We start from the raw sequence: 16,173 nt of genomic DNA, 5'->3' as shown, positions 1-16,173 counted from the left end.
GGCATGCACGGCGCCAATCGCTCGCCGTGCGCCCCGCCTCCGCGCTACTGAATCTGCACAGGAGGAAAATCCGACGTCCCCAGATTCTCGATCTGAATGTACGAAGGCCATTCATTCGCCGCGCTGGAGAACAAGCCCGTTTGCGTCTGCGAAAAACCGATGCGCTCGAAGTAGTCGTGACACGTCGCGTTCTTGCCGGTGTCCACCAGTTCCGCGCGAATCTGCGGCTGCGCCTTCAGCGCCAGCCGGGTCGCCACCGCGCCCACCACCAGCTCCGCGCCCAGCCCGAACACGCGGCACGACAGCACCACTTGCACGATGCTTTCGCACTTGATCAGACATACGGAGATGATGCCGTTGTCGATCAGCTTGTCGCGCAGCGAAGAAACAATGCAATAGCCGCCCTTGCTGATGAACTTCTCGAACTCCGACTTCTCCCAGCGCTTGCCCGTGGTATTGAATTGATTCGTCTTGTTGATCAACTCGAATGCGCGCTCGAAGTATTTCGATTTCGGCGTCTTGATCAGATAAAACGACTGCCGAAGCTGCAACGACGCGAGCCATGCCTCGCGCGACGCTCCGCTCTCCACCTCCACACTGGCCTCGCGCTGCGAAATGGCGCGCACGAGTTCCGTGCGCCGCGCCGACTCCTCTGTCACGACCGGCACCTGCGTTTCCGCCGAACGCAAAATGATGCGCCGCCAGTCGTAGTGATTGCCGCCCAGGCAGCGAATCTCGGGGATCGCCGCCTTTACCTCCGACAATTCACGGTCGTTGTCGTCGATAAACACGCAATTGCCCGGCAGCAGATTCACTTCCTTCATGATCTCGCGAATGTTCTGCGACTTCGGCTGCCAGTTGATGCGCACGCTCGCGAAATCGTCGAGCGTGATCGCGCCGCGCCAGATCGCGTTGAAGCGCTCGATGGTCGGCGCTTCGTCGTTCTTGCTGCAAATCGCGAGCAAACCACCGCGCTTCTTGTAGAACAACAACGCTTCGACAAGTCCGATCGGCCAGCCTTCGATTCGCTCGGACGGATTCAGGCCCTCGCCTTCGGCAGCGACGCCGCGCCAAAGCGTGTCGTCCAGATCGACGATAATCAGTTTCACCGGATTACGCTGCGCCACGATCTTGACGATCGCTTCCACGCGCGCGAGCAGCGCAAGCGTGAATTCACGCGAGGCCACTTCATACGTCACCATATTGATCAGCGCTTTCGGCGCATTCAAGCGGCTGGCGTCGAGCTTGAAGTCCCAATCGTTGATAAACGAAGCGTGCGAACTGCTCAGCAGCACGTCGTCCTGCAAATGCCGGCGGCCAACGAAATTCAGAATCTCGTTGGCGTCGAGAAAGTAGCCGTTGCTCGTTTTGCGGACCGCGTCGAACAACAACCGATTGATCTCGCGCACCAGATAGCTGGGCGACGTCAAACTCGATGGATCGATCAGGTCGCCGAGGTAATTGAAACTCGGCTCGAAAAACGACATGAACAGGATCGGCACCGAGGTGATTTTCGCCGTGAGCTGGCCGACCTTCAGCGCGATGAATTCGCCGACGCTGGCCAGCAGCGCGCGCGCCTCGTCGTCGGACTTCAGGCGCGCGAAGAGCATGTCGACAGCGGGCTCGGGCGTGTTCGCGGCCTCGCTCAGAATATGCCGCAACGTCAGGTTCACCACCACCACGTCGTCGTTCGCGGCAGCGACCGGCACCGGCTCGTGACGCTTCGAGCCCATGATGATGTGCCGGATGTTGTGGCCGGTGTTCGCGCTGCGCTTGCCGAGAATCTCGACGCCGCACGTACCCAGCAGCAAAATATTGAGCTTGCGCGCATCGATGGCCAGCGACGTCGGTGGCAGCGGCAAATTCAACTGTTTATCGGCGATGGAGGTATAAAAGAAATCGCGGATAAATTGACGCATTTCGGCCCCCTCGAGTCAAAGCGTTCTGAACCGCACGGAGGCACACCGGTTGCGCAGAACAACGCGCCTGTTCTTGCGGAAGCCTGCGCAATAGCGCAAAAGTGCAATACGCACGCTTCGTCCAAACGTTGCCCGTGTGTGCTCGGCGATTACAGCAGAGACAAGCCGCGGTCTCTGTGCGCCGACATACACAAGCCCGCCCGACCCAAAACAAGCTGCACGCTTTAGATCGCCAAAACCGCCAAACCCGCCAATCCCCTCAAACCGGCAAATTGCCGGGCTGAATTCTTCTGCGCAACTGCTTGATCAGATTCACGCCGCTGCGGCCGATCACGAGCCGCGCGAACAGCGGTACGCGCCCTTTTCCCGGAATCGCGATCTCACCCGCCATGATTCGTCCGACGAAATCGAGCCGCATCACCCAGTTCATATTCTTGTAAATCAGCACGTCGAAGACGAACGAGGAAACATGCCACTTCGACATATGCTTGTGATATTTCCCGAGAAAAACCAGGCTCGGCTCACTGCTCGGCACGCGCGATATTTTGTCCACTCGGCCACTTAGTGAATATTCCACCAGCGCGTCATGTAAATACACAAACGCACAGCCCGCCATTTGCGCATTGATCGCGAAATCCCAATCCTGATGGCGGCGCAACGACCCGTCGAAACTGATGAGCGGGTAATGATGCCGCCACATCATGATCGACGAGGTCTGGATATAGCCGCGCTCCAGCAGAATGAAATCGAGCATCGACTGCCCGCCGTAAGGCGCGGCATTGCCGACCATGCGGCGGTTTCCATCGGTCAGCACCACGTTGCTGAACAGCACTTTCGCTTCGCTCTCCGACGGCCGCGCGCCAAAGGCCGCGAGACACCGTTCGAGCTTGTCGGGTAGCCAGCGGTCGTCCGCGTCCAGAAAGGCAATCAGGTCGCCGGTCGCCGCCTCGATGCCGCGGTTTCGGCACCACGCGGCCCCGCGATTCACGGTCTCGCGAATCAGATGCAACGCAATGTCGTCGCCGCAATGGCTCGGCAAGTCGAACGACATGCCCGACGCATCGTCCACCACGATGATCTCGTGCGGAATAACCGTTTGCGTGGAGATCGATTCGATCGCCATCCACAATAAATCCACACTGTTGTAGTGCGGAATTATCACACTCACGTTATAGCCGGATACACACTCATGCCGCATCCCACACCTCGGATCAAAATTTCGAAAAATCCCTCACGCGAAGAGCAAAGAAGAGCCCATCCCTGCGGCGATACCGGCGGGCGTTGAATGACACCAGGCCAATTTACGAATAACGATTCGCTTTTACGATCCGCCTGACTGCACAAATAGCGGCGACCGTGAAATCGTTTCTTCGGGCCGAGCGCGTTCCCGGTCCTGGAAAATCAACCCGGGACCGATCGATTCAATTCAAAGCCGGCCAATGGACGAACAGACGAGCAAACGCACAGACAAACGCGTGCCACGCGTGGCATACGTCGATCGCGTCCTCGAGCCGCAGCAAACCTTGCGTATTCGTGCCGACGCGCAATCCCCATGCTTTTCGGACCGGGATCGGCATCGCATCTTGTCTGGAACAGCACATGCGCCCGTTCAGCCGTCAGGAGAGGCTGCGTCTAACGGCTCGCCGCCACAGGGGAGCCGGTCGACGTTGGCGTCGAGGCACGCAACGACGCTCTGCATTTTCCCGTCGCCGCGTGCGCTATGCTGTCAAGGATCGTAAGACCGATGCCCGACGGCGTTCCGTGGGATGGCCAACAATTCGGGGGCGAATTCGCTTTCCGGATATCTAACCGAGTCTTACAATCATTTCGCTTACTGTTAACCACCCTTTAGCTTTCAATGGCCGTTTCCCCGCTCACGCCGCCCACCGCACAAGACGTCCACATCTGGCGTTGGGATCTCGATGCAGACGACGCGCAGCTCGACAGCGACTGGCAGACGCTCACCGATCACGAGCGCGAGCGCGCCGGTAAATTCCGTTTCGAACGCCATCGCCGCCGCTTCGTGGCGGGGCGCGGCGAACTGCGCCGCTTGCTCGGCGCCTATCTCGGTCTCCCCGCGCACGCGGTCGCGCTCGACTACGGCGAGCAAGGCAAGCCCTTTTGCGCAAGTCAGCCCGAAAACTGGACGCTCTGCTTCAATCTCAGCCACAGCGAAAACCGCGCGGCGCTCGCCGTGTCGAACGGCATCGAGATCGGCATCGACGTGGAAATCGTGCGGCCGTTCGAAGACAGCCTGCCTGTCGAGGTATTTTCCACGCGCGAGCGCGCGCAATTCATCGCGTTGTCCGACGCGCGTCGGCAAGCGGTGTTCTTCGAAACCTGGGCGCGCAAGGAAGCCTGTCTGAAAGCGCTCGGCACCGGCTTCATCCTGCCGCCCGATCATTTCGAATTCGATATCGCGATCAGCGGCGACACCACGCCCTGCCGCGTCGGCGGCGATGCGCAAGAAGCCGCGCACTGGCGCGTGCACGCGCTCGCGGATCTGCCCGATTGCGCGGGCGCGGTGGCGGCACGCCATGCGGACTGGGCACCCGTCTTCATGAATCGCCGATGAAATAACCCTGCGCGCTCGTCTCATGCGCACGCGCTATGTCTGGCGGCGCACAGAGGCTTCGGCGCCCCTTTGCTCCAATCGCTTCACCCGGACCAGCAGCGTGGCAAAAGACGCGAATTCCTTCGCGCGGCACACGCAAGGGGAGGCGAGCGATGAGCCAAGCCATCACAGGCGAGGACGCCGATAACACGCGCACGATCGAGGCGATGCGAGGTATCGCCGCGATCGCGGTCGCGTTATTCCACTGCCGCCTGATTGCGTGGATCGGCATACGCGCCTACGCATCCGGACAACACCCTGCGTTCTCGCTCGACACCGCGCTCGCCTGGTTGACGATTCCGTTCGTCTGGGGACCGATCGGCGTGCCGGTTTTCTTCGTCATCAGCGGTTACTGCATTCATCGCAGCCAGGCGGCGCGGCTCGCGCGCCATCCACACTACCGGCTCGATACGCACGACTTTCTGTGGCGGCGCTTCGTGCGTATCTATCCTGTGCTGTTCTGCGCGCTCTTGCTGACCTGGGCGCTCGACAATTTCAGCCTTCAGTTTCGCGTGCACGACGCGCAGCTCGGCGACGGCAGTCTGTGGACCTTCGTCGCGAATCTGTTCGCCTTGCAAGGCATCGTCGCGCCGACCTACGGCTCGAATACCGCGCTCTGGACGCTCTCGCTCGAAGTGCAGTTCTATCTGCTCTACCCGCTGCTGTTCGCCGTGCAGCGCCGCCTCGGGCCGAACCGCACGCTCGTCGCGCTGATGGCGCTCGCGGCCGTGTCGTATGCGCTGCTCGACCGCCACGGCGTGCTGATCTTCACGACTTACTGGTCCTGCTGGTATCTCGGCGCGTGGATCGCCGAACGCGACGTGCGCGGCCAGCGGCTCGCACACGGCTGGCTGCTGATTGCGACGCCGCCGTTGCTGGTGCTGGGCGGCGTCATGTCGACGCGCGAGGCGCGCATTCTCTGGTGCCTGCCCTGGGCGCTCGCGTTCACGCCCTGCTTCGATGCGCTGCTGCACGCCCGCCCGCGCCCCGCGTTCGTCATGCGCGCGCTCGAAAAAGTCGGCGATTTCAGCTACTCGCTCTATATCGTGCACATGCCGGTCTGCATCGCGCTGTTTTCCTGGCTGCTGCATTCGACGCGTCAAGTCAGCATCCTCTGGGCCTTCGTCTGTTTCTTCATCGCGCTCGCCAGCGCTTACGTGTTCCATCTGCTGGTCGAGCGCCCCGCCATTGCGGTGCTGCGCCGCGCGTCGGCGCGACGCCGCCTTGCCGCGAGCCAGGCGGGCGCCGCCTGAGCGCCAGCGCACGTTCGTGCGCAACGGCACGCGGTGTTGCGCGCAGGACTCGCCGCGCCTCCGTGTGTGCGACGCCGTACGGACAGTCGCGCCTCAGAAAATTAAATTTGACTTACAGAATATTTCTCGCCTCCAGATGGCCGCTGAACACGCGGCCAGGCGAGAACAAGTCGAGCGGTAACGGGGTTTTTCTTCAGGTCGTGAACTCACCGCGGTGCAACGGGGCATCGCGCAAACGGTGACGAATCGACGATCCAATGATTTCCGATGGCCGATCAAAAGTTATTGGGAGACCGGCAAATGTCACATCGCGATGATTTGTCCGCTGCATCGCCACGCGGCTCAGAGACGGGACCGGGCGTCGTTGCACGTTTCGAAACGATACGCGCGCAATTCGGCGATCGCCTTGCCGCCATCGACGCAACGGGCGACGAGCGCTATGCCGATCTCGGCGACCGTTCGGCGCGGCTCGCAACCGTTTTGCGCGAACGCGGGCTCGCCGCGGGCGAACGCTGCGCGATCATGGTGCCGCGCAGCCGCGACACGCTCGCGCTGATCCTCGCGATCCTGCGCGTGGGCGCGGTCTATGTGCCGCTCGATCCGGCCTATCCGCGCGCGCAGCTCGATTTCATCGTCGCCGATTGCGCGCCCAAACTCGTGATCGCCGATGCGAGCACGCTCGCGAACGCCGGCGATTCGCACGGCGCACACGGCGCGCCCGTCGATCTCGCCGACCTCATCGCCGCCGCGCAACACGCCGCGCCCGCCGCGCCGCACGCGAGCGAACGCGACGACGCGGCCTACATCATGTACACGTCGGGTTCGACCGGCAAGCCGAAGGGCGTGATCGTGCCGCATCGCGCGATCCTGCGTCTCGTGCACGGCCAGACCTTCACCGCGCTCACGCCGGACACGCGCTTCCTCAATCTCGCGCCGCTTGCGTTCGACGCAAGCACGCTGGAAATCTGGGGCCCGCTGCTCAACGGCGGATGCGCCGCGATCATCAACGAAGTCCAGCCTTCGCTCGACGCCATCGCCGCCGACATCGCGCGGCTCGGCGCGACGAGCGCGTGGTTCACGGCGGGCCTCTTCAACGCGCTCGCCGACTATCGGCTCGAAGCGTTCGCGCCGCTCCACGACGTGCTCACGGGCGGCGACGTGCTGTCGCCGCTGCACGTGCGCAAAGTGATGGACGCGCACGCCGGAGTGCAAGTCGTCAACGGTTATGGTCCGACCGAAAACACCACGTTTTCGTGCTGCTTTCGCATTCCGCGCGACGAAGCGCTCGCACATGGCGACGCGATTCCGATCGGCTACGCGATTGCCGGCACGCAGGCGTATATCGTCGATGACAAACTCGCGCCGGTCGCCGATGGCGAGGTGGGCGAACTCGTGGTGGGCGGCGACGGCGTGGCGCTCGGCTATCTGAATCGCCCGGAATTGACGGCCGAAAAATTCGTCGACGATGTCTTTACGCAAGGCGCGAAACTCTATCGCACCGGCGACCTCGTGCGCCGCCGCGCGGACGGCGCGATCGACTTCCTCGGCCGCAACGACCGGCAGATCAAGATCGCGGGCAAGCGCATCGAACTCGATGAAATCGAACACGCGCTGCGCGTCGCGCCGGGCGTCGCCGATGCGGCAGTCGCCGCATTCGAAGGCCGCAACGGCAAAGCGATCGCGGGCTTCGTGAAGGCCGACGCGGCTTCGGCTGCCGCCTTCGTCGACGCGCTGCGCACGCATCTGAAAGCGGCGCTGCCCGATTACATGGTGCCGACCGAACTGCGCGTGCTGCCCGACTTTCCGCTCACGCCGAACGGCAAGATCAATCGCAAGGCGTTGCTCGCGGAACTCGATATCGCCGCCGCGCCTTCGGCAAGCACGCAAACTCAGACGCAATCGCAATCGCAAGAGCACGACCTCGCCGACCCGCTCGCCGCCGTGTTCGAAGGTCTGCTCGGCAAGCCCGTCGATCGCCGCGCGAACTTCTTCGACCTCGGTCTGCGCTCGCTCGATCTGATGCGCGCGCACGCGATCATCGCGCGCGACGTCACGCAAGGGCTTGCGCTCGTCGATCTGTTCCGCCATCCGAACGTCGACGCTTTGGCCGCGCATCTGCGCGCCACGCTCGGCGCGCCGCAAGGCGGCAAGCTCGAAGCGCGCCGCACGCAGACGAGCGGCGCCATCGCCGTGATCGGCATGGCCGGACGCTTTCCGGGCGCGCGCAACGTCGCGCAACTGTGGGCGAATCTGCTCGCGGGCCGCGACTGCGTCACGCATTTCGATGTGTCGGAACTCGAAGACAGTTTCGACGACGCCATGCGCCGCGATCCGAGCTACGTGAAGGCGCGCCCGATTCTGCCCGACGTCGATCGTTTCGACGCGGGCTTCTTCGGCATGCTCGCGCGCGAAGCCGCGCTGACCGATCCGCAGCAGCGCCTGTTCCTCGAAATCGCATGGGAAGCGTTCGAGGACGCGGGCTACGATCCCGCCGCCGTCGCGGGCGCGGTCGGCGTGTTCGCAGGCACGTCGATGAACACGTACTTCCTCAAGCACGTGCTCTCCGACCGCGCCGTGATCGACGAATTCACGAGCCAGTTCCAGATCGGCGAGTATCAGAAGCTGGTCGGCGCAGGCGATTTCGTCGCCACGCGCACGGCGTACAAGCTCGGTCTCAAAGGCCCGGCGATTTCGGTGCAGACGGCCTGCTCGACCTCGCTCACCGCGATCGGCCTCGCCGTCGAAAATCTGCGCGCGGGACGCTGCGACATGGCGCTGGCCGGCGGCGTGTCGATCACCTTCCCGCAAAAGCGCGGCTACTTCTACCAGGAAGGCGGCATGGGCGCGGCCGACGGCGTGTGCCGTCCGTTCGACGCGCACGCGCAAGGCACGGTGTTCGGCAGCGGCGCGGGCGTGGTGCTGCTCAAGCGCCTCGAAGACGCGCTCGCCGATAACGATCCGATCAGCGCCGTGATTCGCGGCGTCGGCATGAACAACGACGGCTCGGACAAGGTCGGCTTCACCGCGCCGAGCGTCGACGCGCAGGCGCGCGCCATCGCCATCGCGCACGCCGAAGCGGGCATCGATCCGGCGACCATCGGCTATGTGGAAGCGCACGGCACGGCCACGCCGCTCGGCGATCCGATCGAATTCGCGGGGCTCGTGCAGGCGTTCCGCCTGGGCGGCGTGGAAGGCGGCCAGTTCTGCGCGCTCGGGTCCGCGAAGGCAAACGTCGGCCATCTCGATGCGGCTGCGGGCGTCACCGGTCTGATCGCGGCGTCGCTCGCGCTGCGCGAGCGCACGCTGCCGCCGCTCTCGCATTTCCAGTCGCCGAATCCGGGCATCGATGCGGCGCGCAGCCCGTTCTACTTCAACACGGCCGCGCGCGCATGGACCGAGGGCTCGACGCCGCGCCGCGCGGGCGTGAGTTCGTTCGGCGTGGGCGGCACGAACGTGCACGTCGTGCTTGAGGAAGCGCCGCTGCGCGAACGCGTCGATGCGCACGCCGATATGCACGCGGAACCCGCGCCGCAGATCCTGCCGATTTCGGCACGCAGCGCGGCCGCGCTCGAACGCGCGAAAGCGAATCTCGCAACTTACCTGGCCAACCCGCTCGCGTCCCCTCCGCCACTCGCACTCGCCGACGTAGCCGCGACGCTGCAAACGGGCCGTCGCGCGTTTTCGCATCGCGCGGTGATCGTCGCCGAAACGCTCGATCAGGCGCAGGCGAAGCTGCAAAAAGGCGCGCTCGAAGCGCAGGCGCCGCAAGCCGCGCCCGCCGTCGTCTTCATGTTCCCCGGTCAGGGCGCGCAGTATCCGGGCATGGGCGCGGCGCTCTATCGCAGCGAGCCGGTGTATCGCGAGTGGATCGACAAGGGTGCGGAAGCGCTCGCGCCGCATCTCGGCCTCGACATCCGCACGATGCTGCTGAGCGACGTGCCCGAAGGCGACGACACCCCGCATCCGATCCGCTCGACGATCTACGCGCAGCCCGCGCTGTTCCTCACCGAATACGCACTGGCGCAGTTGTGGATCTCGCGCGGCGTGCGGCCGACGGCGATGATCGGCCATAGCGTCGGCGAACTGGTTGCGGCCTGTGTGGCCGAAGCGATCGAATTCGAGGACGCGCTGCGGCTGATCGCGCAACGCGGGGCGCTGATGCAGTCGGCCGAACCGGGCGCGATGCTGGTCGTGCGTCTGCCCGAAGCCGAACTGCGCGCCGCGCTGCCCGAAGACGTCGATCTCGCCGCCATCAACGCGCCGACGCTGAGCGTCGTGGCCGGTCCGTTCGCGGCGATCGAAGCGTTCGAGGCCACGCTGAAGGCGCGCGATATCGAACATCGACGCCTGCATACGTCACACGCGTTCCACTCACGCATGATGTCCGGCGTGGTGGAAGAACTGGCCAAGGTCGCGGACCGCCTGACGTTCGCGCCGCCGAAGATTCCGTATGTGTCGTCGGTGACGGGGCAATGGGCGGCGTCCGATCGTCCGGTGTCGGGCCGCTACTGGGCCAGCCATTGCCGCGACGTGGTGCGTTTCGCCGATGCGCTCGCGACCGTTACCGCGCAGGGTAAGCCGCTGCTGCTCGAAATCGGCCCGGGCCGCACGCTCGCGACCTTCGCGACGCAAGGGCTGACGAAGGACCGCTATCAAGCTGCCATCGCCTCGCTGCCCGATTTCGCGCAGCGCGAACGCGAACTGAGCGTGCTTGCCGAAGCGACCGGGCGGCTCTGGCTCAACGGCGCGACGCCGGACTGGCGCGCACTGCATGGCGCGGATGCGCGCCGTATCGCGCTGCCGACGTATCCGTTCGAGCCCGAACGCCACTGGATCGACGCGCCCGCCACGGCCGCCGTTCGACCCGCTGCCGCACAAGAACAAACGCAAATAACGACACAAGCACAACCGCAAGAACAGACGCAAGCGGCGGCGATTGCCACGCCCGCTTCCACTCACGCGATTACCGACCATTCCCAGACCGCCATGGCCCAAACCGCTCAAATCGACCGCAAGCCGCGTCTCGTCGCCGAACTGGCGTCGCTCCTCACCGAAATGTCGGGCGAAGCGCCGGACACGTCCAATCCGGATGTGACCTTCTGGGATCTCGGCTACGACTCGCTGTTCATGGGTCAGGTCTCGCGCCAGTTGCGCCGCCGTTACGACGTGACGATCAGCTTCCGCCAGATCATGAGCGACTACCCGACGCTGCCCGCGCTCGCACAGTTCCTCGACGGCGCGCTGCCGCCCGATCCGGAACCCGTGGCCGCGCCCGCGCCGGTTGAAACGGCTGCGGTGGTTGCACCGGTTGCTGCCGCGCCGGTCGCTGCACCGACTGTCACCGCGCCGGTTGCGACTGCGGTGACCGCCGTGACCGCGCTGCCTGTCACGGGCGACGTGCAATCGGTGATCCGCGATCAGATCGCCGCCATGCAGTCGCTGATGACGCGTCAGCTCGACGTGCTGCAAGGCGTCCCGGTCGCCGTCGCTCAACCGGTTGCGGCGATCGCGGCACCGGCGGCAGTTGCAGCACCGGTTGCAGCAGCAGTTGCAGCGCCCGTAGCGGCAGCACCCGCAGCAGCAGCAGCAGCAGCACCGGCCGCCGGTCCCGAAATCAAGTTCGAGGAAAACCGCCCGACGCGCTTCACCGCCTACAAACCCGGCGCGACGACCTCGGCGCAGATGACCGACGTGCAAAGCGCCTTTATCACCGATCTCGCCACGCGCTACTCGGCCAAAACCGCCACGTCGAAGTCGCGCACGCAGACGTACCGCGCCGTGCTCGCCGACCCGCGCACCGCGAGCGGCTTCCGCGAAGAATGGAAGGAACTCGTCTATCCGATCGTCGCGCAACGCTCGAAGGGCTCGAAGATCTGGGACGTCGACGGCAACGAATACATTGACCTCGTGAACGGCTACGGCCAGACCGCGTTCGGCCACACGCCCGACTTCGTCGTGGACGCCGTCAACGCGCAAATGGCCGAAGGCTTCGCGATCGGACCGCAATCGCCGCTCGCGGGCGAAGTCGCGCAGATGTTCGCCGACATGACCGGCCACGAACGCGTCACGTTCTGCAACACGGGCTCGGAAGCCGTGATGGCCGCGATGCGCCTCGCGCGCACGGTGACGGGCAAGGACAAGGTGGTCTGCTTCGACGGCGACTATCACGGCCAGTTCGACGAAGTGCTCGTCAAGCCGGGCAGCGAAGCCGGCGTGCCGCGCGCGTTCCCGCTCGCCCCCGGCATCCCGAACAGCTCGGTCGGCAACATGGTCGTACTGCCCTACGCGCGCTCGGAAAGCCTGGAGTGGATCAAGGCCAATATCGACGACATCGCCGCCGTGCTGATCGAGCCGGTGCAGTCGCGCCATCCGAATCTGCGTCCGAAGGAGTTCGTGCAGCAACTGCGCGACGTGACGGCCGCGAACGAATCGGCGCTGATCGTCGACGAAGTGGTGACGGGCTTCCGCGTGCACCCGGCCGGCATGCAAGGCTACTGGGGCATCAAGGGCGACATGGCCACGTACGGCAAGGTCGTCGGCGGCGGTCTGCCGGTGGGCGTGCTCGCGGGCAGCGCGCAATACATGGACGCGCTCGACGGCGGCCAATGGCAATTCGGCGATGCCTCGGTGCCCGAAGTGCCGCCGACGTTCTTCGCGGGCACTTTCGTGCGGCATCCGGTCGTGCTGGCCGCGATGAAGGCCGTGCTGCTGCATCTGCAGGCAGCCGGCCCCGCGCTGCAGGAAACGCTCGGCGCGCGCATGGACGGCCTCGTGCAGCGCATCAACACGCACCTGGAAAAGGTGGGCATCGCCACGCGCGCGGAGACCTTCTCGAGCTGGTTCTACATCAGCTTCGCGGGCGAAGATCGCCTGGGCAGCCTGTTCTACGCGTATATGCGCTTCCTCGGCGTGCACATCATGGAAGGCTTCCCGTGCTTCCTGACCACAAGCCATTCCGACGAAGACATCCGCAAGATCGGCGACGCCTTCGTCGAAGCGATCGCCGCGCTGCAAGCCGCGGGCATTCTCGGCGGCACGGCGCAGCCGGTTTCGACGCCTGCTGCGATTCCCGCAGCCGCAACCGCAGCGCCCGCGCCGACGCAAGCGCCGCTGACCGAGCCGCAGAAGGAAATCTGGATGTCGGCGCAGCAAAGCCACGAGGCGTCGCTCGCGTTCAACGAATCGTTCACGCTGGAATTGTCGGGCGATCTGAACGAAGCCGCCTTCGAGCGTGCGTTCGCGGCGACAGTCGCGCGGCACGATGCGCTGCGCGCGCACTTCTCGCGCGTCGGCGACACGATGTTCGCCGATGCCGACGCCCGCGTGCCGCTCGAACAGATCGACCTCTCGACGCAAGCCGACGCGCACGCACAACTCGCCGCGCTCGTCGACGCCGAAGCGCGCGAAGTCTTCGACCTCACGCGTGCGCCGCTGGCCCGCGCCGCGCTCGTGCGTCTCGAAGCGAACAAGTGGGCCTTCGTGTTCACAGCGCATCACATCATCTGCGACGGCTGGTCGATCAACATCATCCTGCGCGATCTGCAGGCGCTCTATGCCGCCGAAGTCTCGGGCACGGCCGCCGAGCTCGATGAAGTGCAGAGCTTCCTCGCTTTCGCGAAGGCGCAGGACGAAGCCGGCGTCGATCAGGAAACGCGCGACTTCTGGATGAATCTGCATCGCGAAGGCGCGCCCCAACTCGACTTGCCCGGCGACCGCGCGCGTCCCGAAGTGAAGAGCTTCAATGGCGCATCGACCACGCGTCTGTTGAGCGCCGATCTGCTCAAGCAGGTCAAGACCACCGCGTCGAAACAAGGCTGCTCGCTGTTCGCCGCGTTGTTCGGCGCAGCGCAAGTGCTGTTCGGCCGCCTCGCAGGCCGCGACGACGTGGTGATCGCCGCGCCGATGGCGGGTCAATCGCAAGCCGGCGAAGCGCTGCTCGCGGGCCACTGCGTGAACTTCCTGCCGCTGCGCGTGAAGTTCGACGGCGCGCAGTCGTTCGCCACGCACATGAAGGCCGTGCGCGATCATCTCTACGATGCGGGCGATCGCCAGAACTACACCTACGGCGCGCTGGTGCGCGACCTCGGCATCAAGCGCGACTTCAGCCGCCTGCCGCTGACCGATCTGCAATTCAATCTGGAGAAGGTCGATTCGCAGCTCGACATGGCGGGCGTGAGCACGCGCTTCGCGCCGAACGCGAAGGCGTATAGCAACTTCGATCTGTTCCTGAACGTGATCGAATCGGCGCAAGGTCTGCGTCTCGATTGCGACTTCAACACCGACGTCTACGACGAATCGACGATCCAGCGCTGGCTCGGTTACTACGAAACGCTGCTGGGCGCGATCGCCCGCGACGCCGACACGTCCATCGCCACGCTGCCGCTGCTCGGCGACGCCGAGATCCGCCATCTGCGCGACGAACTGAACGCCTCGCAGCGCGCCTACGATCTCACGCAGACGACGCCCGCGCTGATCGCCGCGCAGGCGCACAAGACGCCCGATGCCGTCGCCGTCGCCGACGAATTCGCGAGCTTGAGCTACAGCGAACTCGACGCGCGCGCCAATCAGATCGCACGCCGTCTCGTAGCGGCAGGCATCGCCCAGCACGGCCGCGTCGCGATCGCGATGGAACGCACGGCGATGACGGTCGCCGCGATGATCGGCGTGTGGCGCGCGGGCTGCGCCTACGTGCCGCTCGACATGACGATGCCGGCAGCGCGCCTGCGTCAGATTCTCGACGGCGCGGGCATTGCCGCCGTGCTCAGCGACGCGGGCAGCCGCGCCGTGCTGGAGCCGGGCGATCATCGCGTGCTCGAACTGGAAACGCTGCTCGCGCAGCATCAGGACGAGAGCATCGCGCTGCCCCGCGTGCAGGACGCCGATGCGGCCTACGTGATCTTCACCTCGGGTTCGACGGGCCAACCGAAGGGCGTGGAAATTCCCCATCGCGCGCTGAGCAACTTCCTGCTTTCGATGGCGCAGGAGCCGGGCTTCACCGCGCAGGACCGCATCGTCGCCGTGACCACGTTCTCGTTCGATATTTCGGGCCTCGAACTGTTCCTGCCGCTCGTGACCGGCGGCCAGGTGTTCGTCGCGGGCCACGCGGAAGTGCGCACGGGTTACGAGCTGGTGTCGCGACTGAAGGCGCAGGCGTCCACGGTATTGCAAGCCACGCCGTCGCTGTGGCGCATGCTGCTCGAAGCCGGTTTCAAGGCGCCGCAAGGCTTCAAGATTCTCTGCGGCGGCGAACCGCTGCCGCGTGATCTCGCCGATGCGCTGCTCGCCACCGGCGCCGAAGTCTGGAACCTCTACGGCCCGACCGAAACGACGATCTGGTCCGCCGCCGCGCGCGTGCAGCCGACCGGCGCCGTCGTGCTCGGCGCGCCGCTCGCGAACACGCAACTGCATGTGCTGACCGACGATCTGCGTCTCGCGCCGGAAGGCGTGACCGGCGAACTGTGGATCGGCGGCGAAGGACTCGCGACGGGCTACTTCAACCGCCCCGACCTCACCGACGCCGCGTTCCGCACCATCGCCGTCGAAGGCGCGGCGTCCGCGCGTCTCTATCGCACCGGCGACCTCGCGAAGCGTCTGGCCGATGGCGCGCTCCAGCATCTGGGCCGCCGCGATCAGCAGATCAAGCTGCGCGGCTTCCGCATCGAGATCGAGGATATCGAGGCCGCGCTGCGTAAAGCGCCGGGCGTCGCGGCGGCGGCGGTCGCGCTGCATACGGTCAACGATCATCCGCGCCTCGTCGGTTATGTCGTCGAAACGCAGCAAGGCAAGGCCGATCTCGGCGAGATCGCCGCGTACGTGGCGATGGAACTGCCGACCTACATGGTCCCGACGCTGTGGATGGTGCTCGACGCGCTGCCGCAAACGCAGAACGGCAAGCTCGACCGCAAGGCGCTGCCGGTGCCGAGCGCCGACATGGTGGCCGCGCCCGCGCGTCCGGCTCCGGCCGCGCATGCGACGCTCAAGGCCGTGCCGCAGACGGCCGCGCCGGTCGAAGCGCAAGGCGCCGCGAGCACCACGGATGCCGCCAGCGAACCCGCGGCGCTGACGCCCACGCAAGCCACGCTCGTCTCGATCTGGTCGGACGTGCTCGGCGTGCAGCAAATCGGCATCGACCAGCCGTTCTTCAGCCTCGGCGCGGACAGCCTGCAACTGTTCCGCATCGTCGCCCGCATGAACGAGCGCGGTCTCGGCGTCGATGCGCGTCAACTGATGAAGAACGTCTCGATCGCGCAACTCGCGGCGAGTCTCGATGGCGCGCAAGTCGAAGCCGTGGCCGAAGTAGCCGCGGTCGCGCGACCCTCGATCCTCAACTTCAAGCGTCGCAACGCAGGAGGCATGTGAGCGATGAACGGGATAGCGTTGAAGATCG

Annotated in this window: 5 protein-coding genes; 3 read left to right on the top strand and 2 right to left on the bottom strand. The window is 65.2% G+C overall.

What is annotated here, in order from left to right:
• Positions 1-44: 44 nt before the first annotated feature.
• Positions 45-1,919: an HAD-IIIC family phosphatase gene (locus SB764_RS19215; protein ID WP_410864349.1), complete on the bottom strand. Its 1,875-nt coding sequence runs from the start codon at positions 1,917-1,919 to the stop codon at positions 45-47.
• 259 nt (positions 1,920-2,178) lie between these two features.
• Positions 2,179-3,117: a glycosyltransferase family 2 protein gene (locus SB764_RS19210; protein ID WP_110325552.1), complete on the bottom strand. Its 939-nt coding sequence runs from the start codon at positions 3,115-3,117 to the stop codon at positions 2,179-2,181.
• Positions 3,118-3,777: 660 nt separating this feature from the next.
• Here SB764_RS19210 and SB764_RS19205 point away from each other — a divergent pair.
• From SB764_RS19205 to SB764_RS19195, 3 genes are all read left to right on the top strand, one after another.
• Complete coding sequence (locus SB764_RS19205) at positions 3,778-4,494, top strand: 4'-phosphopantetheinyl transferase family protein (RefSeq protein WP_410864347.1); 717 nt, start codon at positions 3,778-3,780, stop codon at positions 4,492-4,494.
• A 152-nt stretch (positions 4,495-4,646) separates the two neighbouring features.
• A complete protein-coding gene (locus SB764_RS19200; RefSeq protein ID WP_336752885.1) occupies positions 4,647-5,786 on the top strand; it encodes an acyltransferase in 1,140 nt (379 codons plus the stop codon).
• A 300-nt stretch (positions 5,787-6,086) separates the two neighbouring features.
• Positions 6,087-16,145, top strand: coding sequence for an amino acid adenylation domain-containing protein (locus SB764_RS19195; RefSeq protein ID WP_410864345.1), 10,059 nt, complete (start codon positions 6,087-6,089; stop codon positions 16,143-16,145).
• The last annotated feature ends 28 nt before the right edge of the window (positions 16,146-16,173 follow it).

This window comes from Paraburkholderia sp. SIMBA_027 (assembly GCF_046535315.1).
Lineage (GTDB): Bacteria > Pseudomonadota > Gammaproteobacteria > Burkholderiales > Burkholderiaceae > Paraburkholderia > Paraburkholderia tropica.
Note: the sequence above shows the minus strand (reverse complement) of the source record. Positions and strands in the feature narration are given on the sequence as shown.